Origin of the sequence: Tateyamaria sp. Alg231-49, assembly GCF_900143535.1 — a bacterium.
GTDB lineage: Bacteria > Pseudomonadota > Alphaproteobacteria > Rhodobacterales > Rhodobacteraceae > Tateyamaria.
Genome location: NZ_FRFA01000008.1, coordinates 81,259 through 96,080 on the forward strand (window position 1 = coordinate 81,259; position 14,822 = coordinate 96,080).

The window sequence follows — 14,822 nt, forward strand, 5'->3', positions numbered from 1 at the left end:
TCAGGGTAATTTTGGCTCTGTCATAAAACTGTTACGCAAGTGTCACAAAAGCATTGCGCGGGGTCCATAGACGGGCCGCAAGATTCCCATGGGGGGGATCACCAACAAATGTTCAAACAGGAGACATTCATGTCCTTTGTGAAACTTGCAGCTTCCGCGCTGACACTCTCGGCGATGGCCGCAACAACGGCTACGGCACGTGATCAGGTTCAGGTTGCCGGATCTTCCACGGTCCTGCCTTACGCGTCGATCGTCGCCGAAGCTTTTGGCGAAAACTTCGACTTCCCAACTCCAGTTGTTGAATCCGGCGGCTCAAGCTCAGGCCTCAAGCGGTTCTGCGAAGGTGTTGGCGAAAACACGATCGACATCGCGAATGCATCCCGCAAAATCCGCGAAAAAGAAATCAAAGCCTGCGCAGAAGCCGGTGTGACCGACATCATCGAAGTGCGCATTGGCTATGACGGCATCGTGTTCGCGAGCCAAATCAACGGCCCGGCCTACACCGCTTTCCAACCTGCTGACATTTTCAATGCTCTTGGTGCCAAGGTTCTTGTGGACGGTGCCATCGTCGACAACCCTCATCAACAGTGGGCCGACTTTAACAGCGACCTGCCAGCGTCAGACATCGTCGCCTTCATCCCCGGCACCAAGCACGGCACGCGCGAAGTGTTCGAAGACAAAGTGCTGCTGGAAGGCTGTGAAGCCACTGGCGCAATGGAAGCGATGATCACATCCGGCATGTCCGAAGATGACGCAGAAGATGCCTGCATCGACGTCCGTCAGGACGGTGGTTCAGTCGACATCGACGGTGACTACACAGAAACACTGGCCCGCATCGACGCCAACCCTAACGGCATCGGCGTGTTCGGTCTGGCATTCTACGAAAACAACACAGACAAGCTGAAAGTGGCGACAATGGGCGGTGTTGCACCTTCCACTGAAACCATCTCTACCGGTGAATATCCTGTGTCGCGCCCACTGTTCTTCTACGTAAAGAAAGCGCACATCGGCGTGATCCCCGGTCTCAAAGAGTTCGCTTCATTCTTCGTTGCCGACGAGCTTGCCGGACCTGACGGCCCACTGGCGGCCTACGGTCTTGTTGCTGACCCAGAGCTGTCGGCGACCCAAGCGACAGTTGCTGCCGAAACACCAATGGGCGGCGGCAGCTAAGCCAACCTGACCGTAACAGAAACGGGGGCGGCGTTTTGCGCCGCCCCCTATCACAACAAACACCCCGCCCATCTGCCGGGCACTCTGCCACCTGACTACGACGATTGGAGCCGACATGCCGTTTACATGGCTCGTCTTGATCATTCTCGCCATTGCTGCCGTTGGCTTTGTCACAGGGCGCAGCCGCGCACTACAAAGCGCAGGCGGTGACAGCCGTGATCTCCATTCCCTGCCAATCTACTACGGATCTCACGTTGCGATGTGGGCCGTCGTGCCAGCGGCGGCCGTTCTGATCGTCTGGCTTTTGGCGCAGCCATTTTTTGTCAATTCCCGGGTTCTGGCGACATTGCCCGACGGTGTCGTAACTGAGGGCAGTTCCATCGGCCTTGTGATGAGCGATGTGCGCCGCGTGGCGGGCGGTCTGGACGTCGCTGTGGCCCAAGGGGCAATGACACGTGACGAGGCCGCAGCGATCAGCAGTAAAACAACTGATGTGCGTGAAAGCCTTGGCCAAGTCGGCGTCGCCCTTGGATCAGACGTCAGCGCCGAGGTGTTGGGCGGCGCGCAGCTTTACCGTACTCTGAACGCGACCGGGTCTTTGATTATGACGGTCGTTGTGCTGGTTATCGCCCTGGGTGGCGCAGGATGGGCCGTATCCCGTTCCGACGCGAATTTCAGGGCACGCAACACAGTGGAACGCGGAATTTTGGCGTTGTTGATTTGCGCCGCTTCAATCGCGGTCCTGACAACCATCGGCATCCTGTTTGCTTTGCTGTTTAATACGATCGAGTTCTTCCGACTGTATCCGGCTGCCGACTTTTTCTTTGGCACGAAATGGGCGCCCAGTTTTTCTGGAAGGGGCGGGGCGTCTGACCTTGGGGTGCTGCCGCTTTTGTGGGGCACGTTCTATATCTCCATCATTGCGCTGCTGGTGGCCGTGCCCATCGGCCTGTTCTCAGCCATTTATCTCTCTGAATATGCAAGCCCGCGCGTGCGTGGCATCGCCAAGCCACTGATCGAAATCCTCGCCGGCATCCCGACAATTGTTTACGGGCTGTTTGCTCTGCTCACTGTTGGTCCACTTTTGGTGTCGATGTTCGGCAAGGACACTGTCGGCTGGATGCAGGGCGGCACGGCGGTGATGACGGCGGGCCTTGTGATGGGGATTATGCTGATCCCTTTTGTGTCTTCGCTGTCTGACGACATCATCAACGCGGTGCCCCAAGCCATGCGCGATGGGTCTTATGGGCTCGGTGCCACACAATCCGAGACGATCCGTCAGGTGATCTTACCCGCGGCCCTGCCGGGCATCGTGGGTGCGATCCTGCTGGCGGCCAGCCGCGCCATTGGCGAGACGATGATCGTTGTGCTGGGGGCAGGGGCCGCGGCCCGCCTGTCGCTGAACCCGTTTGAAGCGATGACAACCATCACCGCCAAGATCGTGAGCCAGCTGACTGGCGACGCCGACTTTGCCTCTCCAGAGGCGCTGGTGGCCTTCGCGCTTGGCATGACCCTCTTTGTCCTGACGCTCGGGCTCAACGTCTTTGCCCTTTATATCGTGCGCAAATACCGGGAGCAGTACGACTGATGACTGACGCAAGTATGACACCCGCCCCAGCCAAGCCCAAGAGATCGAGCCTGTCCGTTCTGGATGCACGCACCCGCAAGCGCAACGCTGCCGAAACGCGGTTTCGGATGTACGGTGTTGCGGCCATTGCCGTGGGCCTGCTGTTTCTGGTGTTCTTGTTCGCCTCGATCCTGCGCTCGGGCATTCCCGCCTTTACACAGACGGTGATGGATATCGAATTCGTGCTCACCCAAGAGCAGTTCGAAGAAGCCGAGAGCAAGATGCTCAAGACGGGCGAGTATCAAAAGATTTTTGTGAATGCGCTGCAAAGCCAACTTGAAGAAAGCGGGCTTGAAGTCGCCTTTGACAACAAGGCCATCGAACGGATCGTGGGCAAGCCGGGTGGTACAATCCGCAGCTATTTCCTTGAAAACCCGGATCGAGTCGGCACGCCGGTTTCCTTCGAACTGGCCGCATCGTCTCGCGTGGACGGCTATTTCAACGGCCGCGTGACGCGGGAAAATATCGTGGACAGCCGGTTTCTGATGGCCTCTGACCTTGATCTGGTGGATGCGCTGGAAGAAGCCGGGATCATCCACGGCGCCTTCAACTGGAACTTTATCACTGGCACGGATTCTGGCGTGGACAACCCCGGCGGTGCCGGCCTTGGCGCGTCAGTGATCGGGTCCTTCTTTATGATGCTGGTGGTGCTGTTCCTGTCGCTGCCCATTGGGGTTGCGGCATCGATATACCTTGAGGAATTTGCACCCAAGAACCGCTGGACTGACCTTATAGAGGTGAACATTTCCAACCTCGCGGCGGTGCCTTCTATCGTGTTTGGTATCCTTGGTCTGGCCGTCTTTATCCAGTTCGCGGGCTTGCCTCAGTCCGCACCACTGGTCGGTGGCCTTGTGCTGACACTAATGACGCTGCCCACAATCATCATCTCAACACGCGCCTCGCTGGCCGCTGTGCCGCCATCGATCCGCGATGCGGCTTTGGGGGTAGGGGCCTCCAAGATGCAATCGGTGTTCCACCATGTGCTGCCCTTGGCGATGCCGGGTATCCTGACCGGGACAATCATCGGACTTGCACAGGCGCTCGGTGAAACGGCCCCGCTGCTGCTGATTGGCATGGTCGGCTTTGTGGCGCGCGAATACCCCGAAGGGTTCCTGTCGGGCTTTACCGACGCCAACTCGGCCATGCCCGCCCAAATTTACACTTGGGCGAGCCGCGCGGATCCCGGATTTTACGAGAAAGCATGGGGCGGTATCATCATCCTCCTGCTATTCCTGATTACGATGAATGCAATTGCCGTGATCTTGCGACGCCGTTTTGAACGCCGCTGGTAGGGGCAAAGACATGAACGACATGAGAATTGTGGAGAGAGACGTGGACACAAACGAGGTCAAAATCGCGGCCAGGGACGTACAGGTCTTTTACGGCGACAACCACGCGATCAAGGATGTCAGCGTCGACATCGACGACAAGACTGTCACGGCCTTCATTGGTCCGTCTGGTTGCGGAAAATCAACTTTTCTGCGTTGTATCAATCGGATGAACGACACAATTGATGTGTGTCGAGTCAAGGGCGACATTCGGATCGACTCCGAAGACATCTATGATCCCAAGGTCGACCCGGTACAGTTGCGCGCCAAAGTGGGCATGGTGTTTCAAAAGCCGAACCCGTTCCCCAAATCCATCTACGACAACGTCGCCTATGGCCCTCGCATTCACGGCCTTGCCAGGTCCAAGGCTGATCTGGACGACATCGTTGAAAAGTCGCTGCGTCGCGGAGCAATCTGGGATGAGGTCAAAGACCGCCTGCATGCCCCCGGCACAGGTTTGTCTGGCGGGCAACAGCAACGCCTGTGCATCGCGCGGGCTGTCGCCACAGAACCCGAAGTTCTGCTGATGGACGAACCTTGCTCGGCTCTTGACCCAATCGCCACTGCGCAAGTCGAGGAATTGATTGACGAATTGCGCAAGAACTACTCGGTCGTCATCGTCACGCACTCGATGCAGCAGGCCGCGCGGGTCAGCCAAAAGACAGCGTTCTTCCATCTCGGCCATCTGGTCGAATACGGCGAGACCGGTACCATTTTTACCAATCCCGTCGATCCACGCACTGAAAGCTACATCACTGGCCGCATCGGCTAAGGAGTTCCAAATGAACGATCAACATATCGCATCGGCCTTTGACCGCGATCTTGAAGCGATTCAGGCCCAGATCATGAAAATGGGCGGGCTTGTCGAAAACGCTATTCTGGAGGCTGCGATCAGCCTTGAAACCCGCGACGAAGAGCGCGCAGAGGCCGTGCGCCGGGCCGACAAGGCTATCGACGCCCTCGAGGAAGGTATTAATGAAGAAGCAGCTCGCGTGATCGCACTGCGCGCGCCCACTGCGATTGATTTGCGTCTTGTGCTGTCAGTCATCAAGGTGAGCGCCAACCTTGAACGCATTGGGGATTATGCAAAAAACCTCGCCAAGCGCACCAGCGTCTTGTCGCAACTCGCACCGGTTGACGACAGCGCAAGCGCCTTGCGTCGCATGGCCAAAGAGGTTGAGCGGATGCTCAAGGACGCACTGGACGCCTATGTGTCCCGCGACGCTGAATTGGCGCAAGACGTGATCGACCGCGACATCGACGTGGACCAGATGTATAACGCGCTATTCCGCGAATTCCTCACCTTCATGATGGAAGACCCGCGCAACATCACCGCATGCATGCACCTGCATTTCATTGCGAAGAATATCGAACGCATGGGCGATCACGTGACCTCGATCGCCGAACAGGTTGTCTACCTCGTTACCGGAGCGATCCCTGACGAAGCGCGCAGCAAGGGCGACAAGACGTCCTTGCGGGCCTAAGGAGACTTAGCACATGTCCGCTGCTCAACCCCGTGTCCTGATCGTAGAGGATGAACCGGCACAGCGCGAAGTGCTGGCCTATAACCTAGAGGCCGAAGGCTTTGCCGTAAGCCAAGCACAAAACGGGGAAGAGGCGCTGTTGCTGATCGACGAGGACGCACCAGACATCATTGTTTTGGACTGGATGATGCCAAACCTGTCCGGCATCGAAATCTGCCGCCGCATCAAAATCAAGCCTGAGACGCGCTCTATACCCGTCATCATGCTCTCGGCACGTGCAGAAGAGGTGGACAGGGTACGGGGGCTGGAAACAGGCGCAGATGACTATGTGGTCAAACCCTATTCAGTCCTCGAGTTGATGGCTCGTGTGCGCAGCCAGCTGCGCCGAGTCCGCCCGTCTACTATGGGCCAAAGACTTGAATTTGATGACATAATTTTGGATGCAGAAACCCACAAGGTCACGCGCGGGCCGGATGAGTTAAAGCTTGGCCCAACCGAATTCCGCTTGCTCAGCACGTTCATGGAAAAACCGGGCCGGGTCTGGAGCCGCGAACAATTGCTGGACCGGGTATGGGGCCGCGACATTTACGTCGACACGAGGACAGTCGATGTGCATATCGGCCGACTGCGAAAAGCGTTGACACAACATGGTGGCGGCAATCCCGTGCGGACGGTGCGTGGTGCCGGGTATGCATTGGGGTAGGGCGCGCCACAGACACATTCACCTTGCCACATAATACACTGTTATAATTACATTTTGCCTTCATGATATCCATCATCAAGGTGGTGACAGCCTATTCCGCCTTACCTAAGGTTCATAACAAACGCCGCCTGTCCAGGTGCCATCACTGTCGCTTGAGCAATGAGTAAGGCGCAGCATGCTGTTTGTTCGTCGCGCATGTTGAAAACCGCCAAGCGCTGCGTTGATGCAGGTTCGATGAGAAAACCCGACACGGTAACCGAACTGGGAACCATAGAGTCAGCCATGGCAAACATCAGTTAAGAATTGGCAACGATATCAAAAGGTACCGCAGGACATGTAATCCACGGATGCTTCCGTGGCATAAGCCTGTGCAGCACCCAAGCAAAACGCAGCGATGTTTGAAGAAGCCAATACGGCATGCTCAAACTTGTCCCAAGGGGCAGAGATGTTGTGTGCGCTTTCGCTTAAGCTCTGTGCCAGCACCCGCTAATTGACTGTCCGCTATGGTGCGCGACCCATTTCAAAAACTCACATAATGTGGATTATAAGTTTTAAGGATACACTCTGGCAGGGCGTCAGGACACCAAAGCGTCTCTCTGCGCGTCAACGCGCATTGAACGCCCTATCGCTATCCACAACAGCGTTCACAGCGGCGCATCCTCAAGCAAAGGTTTGCGTGCAAAATCTGCTAAGACACGGTTGAGTGTTTCAGCAAGCACCACAACAACAGGAAACCAAAATGAATGAGCGACTGTCCTTCGCCCTGAAGAATGTTGAAACCGTGCTTGGCTCTGTGGACCGGGCTTCCGTGGACGCAGCATGTCGCATGATTGCAGCCGCCAGTACGATTGGCGTCTATGGGTGCGGTCGCGAAGGATATCAGATGCGCGGGCTTGCCATGCGTCTGTTTCACCTCGGTCTCAACGTTGGCTATGTTGGCGAAACAACGATGCCTGCTCTTACGCACGGCGGACTTTTGATTGTCTCGTCTGGTCCGGGTGGTTTGGCGACGGTGAATGCCCACATCAAGACAGCCAAATCAGCAGGCGCATCCGTTGTTCTGCTCACCGCACAAAGCGACACGTCAGGTGCGCATGAAGTTGACCTTGTTCTCACGTTGCAAGCGCAAACCATGGCAAATGACGGCCAAACAGCAGAAGATGACATTCTGCCCATGGGGTCAGCTTACGAGGGCGCGTTGTTCTTTTTGTGTGAATGGATCGTTGCAGACACAAAATCGATCCTGGGCACTTCAGCCGAAGCGACCAGAGCGCGCCACACGAATATGGAATAGTGTGCCGCGCCCTGCCCGCCAGTTTGTATTGTTCTCACGTGACGCGCGACTTCACCTGATACTTTGGCTCGCGCCAGACTTCGGTGTTGATCACCTCTTCGACAATCTCCGCGGCCCGGATGATCTCGGCCTCTTCCAGATAAAGCGGCGTAAAGCCAAATCGCATGATGTTGGGCGCGCGAAAATCTCCGATCACGCCACGTTCAATCAACGCCTGCATCGCGGGATAGCCGTGCTCAAAGGCGAAGGACACCTGAGAGCCGCGAATGTTTGCATCGCGCGGTGAGGCAAGGCTCAGCGTCGGGCAGCGCGCCTCGACCTCTGCAATGAACGTTTCTGACAGTGCGACGGTTGCGGCGCGCAAGTCGGCCATATCAACCCCCTCCCACACTTTCAGCGCCTCTTGCAGAATCGACAGTTGCACCACCGACGGTGTGCCCACCCGCAGCCGTTCGGTTGACATAGCAGGTCGATAGGCCTGCTCCATCGCAAATGGCGCGGCATGGCCCAACCAGCCGGAAAGAGCCGGCTCGAGGCCAAGCGTGATGTCAGGACGCGCATAGATGAACGCAGGCGCGCCCGGCCCGCCATTGAGGTATTTGTAGGTACAGCCGACAGCGAATTCCGCGTTGCAGCCAGCAACATCCACCGGCACCGCACCTGCACTATGCGCCAGATCCCAAATCATCACGGCTCCAGCGGCATGCGCGGCAGCGGTGATCGCGTCCATGTCGTGCATGCGACCCGTCCGGTAGTCGACTTGCGTCAACATCACCACGGCCACCTCGTCCGAGATTGCCTCCAACACGTCCTCGGGCGCAGGTGTTTGGAGCTCATAACCCTTGTCGATGGTTTTGATCAGCCCTTCGGCCATGTAAAGATCGCTGGGAAAGTTGCCGCTGTCAGACAGGATTACACGCCGGTCAGGGCGCATTTTGAGAGCGGCGGCAAGCGCCTGATAGACTTTGATCGAAAGTGTATCACCTGTGGCAACCGACCCCTCCGGCGCGCCGATCAGCCCGGCAATCGTGTCTCCAACTTCGCTTGGCAACGCCATCCAACCTGCGGTGTTCCACGCCTTGATCAACTGGCCGCCCCACTCGTCTCTTATGACCGAACTGGCCCGTTCAACGGCCCCTTTGGGCAGAACCCCCAATGAGTTTCCGTCAAGGTAGATGACCCCCTCAGGGATATCGAACATCTCTTTTCTTGGCAGCGATACGCCCATTTTCACAACTCTCCTCTTAAGTGCCACAGTTCGGGGAACAGTTCGACTTCGAGCATACGGCGCAAGTAGGACACACCCGATGTGCCCCCTGTCCCGCGCTTGAACCCGATGATCCGTTCCACTGTGGTCACGTGGTTGAACCGCCAGCGGCGGAAGTAATCCTCAAGATCCACCAGCTTTTCCCCCAATTCATACAAGGTCCAATACGTGTCCACGTTTTCATAGACCAGCTTCCATTTGGCCTGAATGTCTGGGTTCGCTGTGTGCGGCGTGTCGAGCTGTATGGGCGGCCCCCCTGCCCCCGGACCGTCAATTGTCACGAACAGATGCCGCACAACCTCGTCATAAAGGCTGGGCCGCGCCAGTTCCGCCGCCAGAAGGTCATGATAGGCAGGCACATGGGCATGCGGTTTGAGCATGTTGGGGTTACGATTGCCAAGGATATATTCGATCATCCGGTACTGATGCGACTGAAAGCCTGAAGACGGTCCCAAAGCTTCGCGAAAGGTTGTGTAATCCGCCGGCGTCATTGTGCGCAGCACATCCCATGCGCTGTTGAGTTGTTCAAAGATGCGCGACACCCGTGCCAGCATTTTGAACATGTGGCTCATGTCACCAGAAATCAGAGCGTCCCGCGCTGCGCCCATTTCGTGAATGGCCAGTTTCATCCACAACTCTGATGTCTGGTGCTGGATGATGAACAGTAGTTCATCATGAGCGGTGCTGATCGGGTGTTGTTTTTCTAGCAATCCGTCAAGTTGCAGGTAATCCCCATAGGACATCGCGTCTTTGAAGTGCATTTTGGCACCATCGCGTTCAGGATCGTAAGCTTGATCAGTCATGATTGTCCTCTTGTTTACGGGCATACCGGGACACGGCACGAGGGTACTGAAAGGTTTGAATGACCACATACCCGTTGCCCGCACCTTTTGCGACGATAGACTGCGCCTGCACAATTCGGGGAACGGGCATGGAGTTGAGAGACAAGACAATCGTGGTGACGGGTGCTGCCAACGGCATAGGACGCGCCTTGTGCACCACCTTTGCCGCGCAAGGCGCCAAGGCCATCGTGTGTGTCGACAGGGATGCAAGTGCATTGGCCTCAGTAACAAATGAAATCAATGGCTTTTCATTCACAGTCGATGTTTCGCATGAAGATGAAATTGCCAGTATGATCGAAGACGTCGAAGACCGGATTGGCCCCATTGATCTGTTTTGCTCAAATGCAGGCGTGTATGCACCCGGCGGGGCCGAGGCTGCGGATGACGACTGGCAGCGGTTGTGGGACGTCAATGTGATGGCCCATGTCTGGGCCGCGCGGCATGTGGTGCCCCGTATGGTGGCGCGAGGTGGTGGGTATTTGTTGAACACGGCCTCTGCAGCCGGCTTGCTGAACCAGATTGGGGCGGCGCCTTATGGGGTCACCAAACACGCCGCCGTCGGTCTGGCCGAATGGTTGGCCATGACCCACGGGGATGACGGGATTAAGGTGTCGGTACTGTGCCCTCAGGCGGTGCGTACAGCAATGATCGAAGGGTTCGAGGATGGCGTCGCTGCAATTGACGGGCTGTTGGAACCAAACCAGATCGCTGACGCCTGCGTCGAGGCCATCCGCGCCGAGACATTTCTGGTGCTGCCCCACCCCGGCGTGTTGGATTACATGCGCCACAAGGCAGCGGACTATGACCGATGGATCGGCGGGATGCGCAAGCTGAACCGCGTTTATTCGAACTAGGAGTTGGCTGGGGCTCTGCCCCAGACCCCGGGATTTTTTTAATCAGAGAAGATGGGGTGCGGTTGAAAAGGCGCGCTTAACTTTTGGCTTTGATGGGGCGGATCAGCCCCTCTTGGGCAACGGATGCGATCAGCGTTCCATCTCGGTTGTAGATCATGCCCCGATTAAAGCCACGCCCGCCTCCAGACCATGGACTTTCCATGGTGTAGAGGTGCCAGTCAGAAAACTGCGCTGGCCCATGAAACCAGATCGCGTGATCAAGGCTTGCCGACATCACCTGCCCGGTGAACCAAGTCTGCCCATGCGGTCGCAGGGATGAACCAAGCAAGTTCATGTCCGAAGCATAGGCCAGAAGGCAGTGCTGCAATGCAGGGCTGATCCCTTTTGCAGCGGCCATCCGGAACCACAGGTGGTTCACGTCATCTGCAGGTTCGGGTGTGAAAAAGTCGCGCGGTGCCACTTCGCGGATATCGATGGGGCGCGGGCGTAGGAACTCGGCGTGGTACTTTTCCGGTATACGATCCGCAACAGTGGCCCGCAGGGTTTCGCGGTCCGCCAGTTCTTCGGGTCCTTCGACCTGCGGCATGGCGTGCTGATGGCTCCATCCTTCTTCGCCGACCTGGAACGAGGCGGACATGTTCAGGATCTGCCGCCCCTTCTGGATCGCAACGACACGGCGGGTGGTGAAACTGCCCCCGTCCCGTGCGCGGTCGACTTGATAGATCACGGGGGTCTTGGGATCGCCCGGTCGAATGAAATAGGCGTGGAGCGAATGGCACAGCCGTTCTTCGACCGTTTGATAGGCCGCAGCCAGTGCCTGCCCGATCACCTGACCGCCAAAGATGCGCGTGGGCGTCTCGCCCCCCTGCCCGGTGCCGCGAAACAGATCAACCTCAAGCGGTTCAACTTGCAGCAGGTTTAGCAGTGTCTCGTGGGCTTCGCTCATCTAGATTTCTCCATCACTGGGCCCTGCCTGTCACATCAGCGCTCCATGCACCAGCGCCTTCAACTCGGCCCGCGCAGGCGTGGCCGAGGACGGGCTGAGCTGGGTAAACAGCACTGTCGTGAGGGCATGCACCGGATCGATCCAGAAAAAAGTTGAGGCCATGCCGCCCCAACTGAAATCACCCACCGAACCGGGCACTCCACTGCGTGCCGCATCCAGCACCACGGCACCGCCGATACCAAATCCAACACCCCGCATAAGCTGCTCAGCAAAACTGGACGGCCCAAAGCTCGCGATGTCGCCCGGCAGGTGGTTCTGCATCATGAATGCGGCCGTTGCACGCGACACAATCCCCTGCCCGCCCTTCCGCATCGCTTCGGCAAAGCGGGCATAGTCATCGATGGTGCCAACGAGCCCGCCGCCGCCGCTCAGGCAGGTCGGGTTCAAAAATGGTGAGTTATCTGCATCATCCACAAGGCGCAAACTCTCATCCCCCGTCACAGCGGAATTCAGGTCCATCGCGTCACCTGCCAGCGGAGTGTAAAGCGATGCAAACCGGTCTTGCTGACTTTTCGCGACGGCAAAACCAGTCTCGGCCATGCCCAGCGGGTCAAATATCCGGGTTTGAAAAACCTCGGCCAGCGACTGACCGGTGACCACTTCAATCACGCGCCCAATCACATCGATCCCGACCGAGTATTCCCAACGCGCGCCCGGCGCGAAGGCCAACGGCAACTGAGCCAGCTGCTCACAGGTCTGTGCAAGCGTGCCTGCGCGCGGTGCAAAGGTCAGGTCGCGCGCTGCCATCTGCTGCGGCACAAGGCCCGGATTGAACGCATAGCTGAGGCCTGACCGGTGGGTCAGAATCTGGTGCAATGTTGGTGTCGGGCATGGTTCTGTTTGACCAAGATCAGACGCATGCGGGATCAGCGCGTGCGGGTCGGAAAACTCTGGCAAAAACCGCGACACTGGCGCGTCCAGATGCAACCGCCCTTCCTCAACCAAGGTCATAAGGGCGAGCGACGTTATGGGTTTGGTCATCGAATAGATGCGTGCGACCGTATCGCGGGCAAAAGGCAACCCGTCCTCAACATCGCGCACTCCACGGGCATCAAAGAACACCTCCTGCCCCTCTTGCAGGATCAACACCGACATGCCGGCAAAACGGCGCGCCGCGATGTAGGTGTCCGCCCAATCGCGAATGCGCTCGAGCCGTACAGCATCCAAAGTCATCCGCGTTTCGCTCATTTCAGCGCCTTTAATCCGTTTTCGGCAAAGACCGGGACCAGCGCGCCCAGCTGACGCCCCTTGGCTGGGTTGGAGGCATTGCCATCCAGCGCGCGGCGCAACACGCCTTGAATGATCGACGCCATGCGGAAAAAGCAAAAGCCAAGGTAGTACCCAAAATCGTCTATCGGCGGCAGGTTGCGCCGCTCGCAATAGGCCGCCACGAATTCCGCATCCGTCGGCAGACCCAAAGCGGCGCGATCCACGCCCATCAGGCCCCTTCCTTGCAGACCGGGCGGCAGTTGCCATTGCATGATGACAGACGCGAGGTCTGCAAAGGGATGCCCGATCGTGCTCAATTCCCAGTCCAGCACCGCCAGACAGCGCGTACCATCCGCCTCAAATATCATGTTGTCGATGCGGTAATCGCCATGCACCAGCGTGCGCTGACCATCATCAGCAGGCATTTCGGCCGCAAGACGCGCCATCAACCTGTCCATGTCCGGCAGTTCTTGCGTTTGCGTCGCCACATATTGCTTGGACCAGCGCGCCACCTGCCTCTCAAGATAGTTTCCGGGAGGCCCGTAATCCGACAGACCCACAGCGTCGATATCCACGTCGTGCAGCGCCGCAAGCACCCGGTTCATGTCGTCGATCACGGCTCCACGCTCAGCCTCAGTGGCGCCGTCCATCAAAGGCTCGTCAAAGTTCCGCCCGGCCACGTGATCCATCACGTAAAAATCTGATCCAATGACGCTGGCGTCTTCACACAGCACATGCACATCGGCCACAGGTACCGCGCTGCCCTTCAGCGCACGTTGTACGCGAAATTCGCGGTCCACCGCATGGGCTGATTTCAGCAGTTGTCCGGGCGGCTTTCGCCGCAGCACATAATTGCCCGCGTGAGTTTTCAACAGAAAGGTCGGATTGGACTGACCGCTTTCGAACTTGATCGCTTCAATCGGCGCGTCAAAACCGGGCAAGTGATCGCGCAGATAGGTGCTGACAGCATTTGTATCGAGTGTCTGCGTATCAGCCATTTGTTCCCCCCGCCAACCGTGCCTGTGCCGCCGCGTATTCTGCCGCCATCCGGTCCACAATTGCACCAGCCGGGCCGACAGACTTGATTGCACCGATCCCCTGACCCGAGCCCCAGATCGTCTTCCACGCCTTGGGTTTGGACGATCCATCTGCGAAATTCATCGCGCTCGCATCCGCCTCTGGCAGGTTATCCGGGTCCATGCCCGCATTCTTAACAGATCCGCGCAAGTAGTTGCCCCAAACCCCTGTAAACAGGGAGGAATAGACTATGTCTTCTGCCCCACTCTCCACGATCATTCGCTTGTAATCACTCTGTGCGTTGGCCTCATCCGTGGCGATAAAGGGAGATCCGACATAGCCAAAATCGGCCCCCATGGCGCGCGCGGCCAAAAGCGCGTCCCCTGTTGCAATGGCACCTGACAGGGCCAGGGGACCGTCAAACCACGTCCGAATTTCTGAGATCAAGGCGAAGGGCGATTGTTGACCCGCATGCCCCCCCGCACCAGCCGCCACAGCGACCAACCCGTCGGCGCCCTTGGCGATGGCCTTGCGCGCAAAGGTGTTGTTGATCACATCGTGCAACACGACGCCTCCGCAGGAATGTGCAGCTTCGTTCACCTCGACACGCGCGCCCAGCGAGGTGATCCAAATCGGCACCTTGTGGCGCGCGCAAATCTCCAGATCACGCTCAAGGCGTGTATTTGACCGATGCACAATCTGATTGACGGCAAAAGGTGCCGCGGGGCGATTCGGATTGTCCTGATTGTGTCGGTCCAGCGCCTCGCTGATCTGGGTTAACCATGCCTCGAGCAATGGCGGCTCACCCTTACCCTCGCGCGCATTTAGCGCTGGGAACGATCCGACAATTCCGGCCTTGCACTGGGCAATCACCAGTTCTGGGACGGAAATGATAAACAAGGGCGCCGCAATCATTGGAATGCGAAGCCCCTGCAATGCGGCAGGCAATGTGCTCATGACCTTCCTCCCCGACGGAACCATCCCGATTTCTCTGTTTCCAAGAAATCCCGACCGGCGTCTC

15 protein-coding genes are annotated in these 14,822 nt (G+C 57.7%); 8 read left to right on the top strand and 7 right to left on the bottom strand.

The window, feature by feature from the left end:
• Positions 1–129: 129 nt before the first annotated feature.
• The 6 genes from DHN60_RS13805 (at position 130) to phoB (ending at position 6,312) form a co-directional block, all read left to right on the top strand.
• The gene (locus tag DHN60_RS13805) at positions 130–1,170 is read left to right on the top strand and encodes a substrate-binding domain-containing protein (protein WP_108838055.1); all 1,041 of its coding nucleotides are present in this window, start codon (positions 130–132) and stop codon (positions 1,168–1,170) included.
• Positions 1,171–1,285: 115 nt separating this feature from the next.
• Positions 1,286–2,758 carry a phosphate ABC transporter permease subunit PstC gene (pstC, locus tag DHN60_RS13810; RefSeq protein WP_108837906.1) on the top strand — a complete coding sequence of 491 codons (1,473 nt, stop codon included), beginning with the start codon at positions 1,286–1,288 and terminating at the stop codon, positions 2,756–2,758.
• Complete coding sequence (gene pstA, locus DHN60_RS13815; protein ID WP_108837907.1) at positions 2,758–4,089, top strand: phosphate ABC transporter permease PstA; 1,332 nt, start codon at positions 2,758–2,760, stop codon at positions 4,087–4,089. The genes pstC and pstA overlap by 1 nt, the downstream gene beginning before the upstream one ends.
• Before the next feature lie 10 nt (positions 4,090–4,099).
• Positions 4,100–4,897, top strand: coding sequence for a phosphate ABC transporter ATP-binding protein PstB (gene pstB / locus DHN60_RS13820; RefSeq protein WP_108837908.1), 798 nt, complete (start codon positions 4,100–4,102; stop codon positions 4,895–4,897).
• A gap of 10 nt (positions 4,898–4,907) precedes the next feature.
• A complete protein-coding gene (phoU, locus tag DHN60_RS13825; RefSeq protein ID WP_108837909.1) occupies positions 4,908–5,609 on the top strand; it encodes a phosphate signaling complex protein PhoU in 702 nt (233 codons plus the stop codon).
• 13 nt (positions 5,610–5,622) lie between these two features.
• Positions 5,623–6,312, top strand: coding sequence for a phosphate regulon transcriptional regulator PhoB (gene phoB, locus DHN60_RS13830; protein ID WP_108837910.1), 690 nt, complete (start codon positions 5,623–5,625; stop codon positions 6,310–6,312).
• A gap of 101 nt (positions 6,313–6,413) precedes the next feature.
• Here phoB and DHN60_RS13835 read toward each other — a convergent pair whose 3' ends face one another.
• On the bottom strand, positions 6,414–6,596 hold the full coding sequence (locus DHN60_RS13835; RefSeq protein WP_159089213.1) for a hypothetical protein: 183 nt from the start codon (positions 6,594–6,596) through the stop codon (positions 6,414–6,416).
• A 455-nt stretch (positions 6,597–7,051) separates the two neighbouring features.
• Between DHN60_RS13835 and DHN60_RS13840 the strand changes: the two genes are divergently transcribed.
• Positions 7,052–7,606 (top strand): 6-phospho-3-hexuloisomerase, encoded by a 555-nt coding sequence (locus DHN60_RS13840; RefSeq protein WP_108838056.1) that lies wholly within the window; start codon positions 7,052–7,054, stop codon positions 7,604–7,606.
• A 34-nt stretch (positions 7,607–7,640) separates the two neighbouring features.
• On the opposite strand, the gene kynU is transcribed toward DHN60_RS13840, so the two are convergent.
• Both kynU and DHN60_RS13850 read right to left on the bottom strand, forming a co-directional pair.
• Positions 7,641–8,834 (bottom strand): kynureninase, encoded by a 1,194-nt coding sequence (gene kynU, locus DHN60_RS13845; protein WP_108837912.1) that lies wholly within the window; start codon positions 8,832–8,834, stop codon positions 7,641–7,643.
• A 2-nt stretch (positions 8,835–8,836) separates the two neighbouring features.
• A complete protein-coding gene (locus DHN60_RS13850; protein ID WP_108837913.1) occupies positions 8,837–9,676 on the bottom strand; it encodes a tryptophan 2,3-dioxygenase in 840 nt (279 codons plus the stop codon).
• Between the two features lie 128 nt (positions 9,677–9,804).
• On the opposite strand from DHN60_RS13850, the gene DHN60_RS13855 reads away from it, so the two are divergent.
• Positions 9,805–10,569 carry an SDR family oxidoreductase gene (locus DHN60_RS13855; protein ID WP_108837914.1) on the top strand — a complete coding sequence of 255 codons (765 nt, stop codon included), beginning with the start codon at positions 9,805–9,807 and terminating at the stop codon, positions 10,567–10,569.
• A 76-nt stretch (positions 10,570–10,645) separates the two neighbouring features.
• On the opposite strand, the gene DHN60_RS13860 is transcribed toward DHN60_RS13855, so the two are convergent.
• The 4 genes from DHN60_RS13860 to DHN60_RS13875 are packed head-to-tail and all read right to left on the bottom strand — an operon-like array spanning position 10,646 to position 14,758.
• The gene (locus DHN60_RS13860; protein ID WP_108837915.1) at positions 10,646–11,515 is read right to left on the bottom strand and encodes an acyl-CoA thioesterase II; all 870 of its coding nucleotides are present in this window, start codon (positions 11,513–11,515) and stop codon (positions 10,646–10,648) included.
• 30 nt (positions 11,516–11,545) lie between these two features.
• A complete protein-coding gene (locus tag DHN60_RS13865) occupies positions 11,546–12,763 on the bottom strand; it encodes a serine hydrolase (RefSeq protein WP_234423642.1) in 1,218 nt (405 codons plus the stop codon).
• Positions 12,760–13,782, bottom strand: a complete 1,023-nt coding sequence (locus tag DHN60_RS13870; protein ID WP_108837916.1) for a phosphotransferase family protein — start codon at positions 13,780–13,782, stop codon at positions 12,760–12,762. Before DHN60_RS13870 ends, DHN60_RS13865 begins: the two co-directional genes overlap by 4 nt.
• Complete coding sequence (locus DHN60_RS13875) at positions 13,775–14,758, bottom strand: nitronate monooxygenase family protein (protein ID WP_108837917.1); 984 nt, start codon at positions 14,756–14,758, stop codon at positions 13,775–13,777. The genes DHN60_RS13870 and DHN60_RS13875 overlap by 8 nt, the downstream gene beginning before the upstream one ends.
• Between the last annotated feature and the right edge of the window lie 64 nt (positions 14,759–14,822).

Excerpts from the sequence above, each read along its gene's own strand:
- DHN60_RS13850 (WP_108837913.1), bottom strand. The coding sequence starts at position 9,676 with ATGACTGATCAAGCTTACGATCCTGAACGCGATGGTGCCAAAATGCAC.
- DHN60_RS13865 (WP_234423642.1), bottom strand. The coding sequence starts at position 12,763 with ATGAGCGAAACGCGGATGACTTTGGATGCTGTACGGCTCGAGCGCATT.
- DHN60_RS13870 (WP_108837916.1), bottom strand. The coding sequence starts at position 13,782 with ATGGCTGATACGCAGACACTCGATACAAATGCTGTCAGCACCTATCTG.
- kynU (WP_108837912.1), bottom strand. The coding sequence starts at position 8,834 with ATGGGCGTATCGCTGCCAAGAAAAGAGATGTTCGATATCCCTGAGGGG.
- phoU (WP_108837909.1), top strand. The coding sequence starts at position 4,908 with ATGAACGATCAACATATCGCATCGGCCTTTGACCGCGATCTTGAAGCG.
- phoB (WP_108837910.1), top strand. The coding sequence starts at position 5,623 with ATGTCCGCTGCTCAACCCCGTGTCCTGATCGTAGAGGATGAACCGGCA.
- pstA (WP_108837907.1), top strand. The coding sequence starts at position 2,758 with ATGACTGACGCAAGTATGACACCCGCCCCAGCCAAGCCCAAGAGATCG.
- pstB (WP_108837908.1), top strand. The coding sequence starts at position 4,100 with ATGAACGACATGAGAATTGTGGAGAGAGACGTGGACACAAACGAGGTC.
- pstC (WP_108837906.1), top strand. The coding sequence starts at position 1,286 with ATGCCGTTTACATGGCTCGTCTTGATCATTCTCGCCATTGCTGCCGTT.
- DHN60_RS13855 (WP_108837914.1), top strand. The coding sequence starts at position 9,805 with ATGGAGTTGAGAGACAAGACAATCGTGGTGACGGGTGCTGCCAACGGC.
- DHN60_RS13835 (WP_159089213.1), bottom strand. The coding sequence starts at position 6,596 with ATGGCTGACTCTATGGTTCCCAGTTCGGTTACCGTGTCGGGTTTTCTC.
- DHN60_RS13805 (WP_108838055.1), top strand. The coding sequence starts at position 130 with ATGTCCTTTGTGAAACTTGCAGCTTCCGCGCTGACACTCTCGGCGATG.
- DHN60_RS13875 (WP_108837917.1), bottom strand. The coding sequence starts at position 14,758 with ATGAGCACATTGCCTGCCGCATTGCAGGGGCTTCGCATTCCAATGATT.
- DHN60_RS13840 (WP_108838056.1), top strand. The coding sequence starts at position 7,052 with ATGAATGAGCGACTGTCCTTCGCCCTGAAGAATGTTGAAACCGTGCTT.
- DHN60_RS13860 (WP_108837915.1), bottom strand. The coding sequence starts at position 11,515 with ATGAGCGAAGCCCACGAGACACTGCTAAACCTGCTGCAAGTTGAACCG.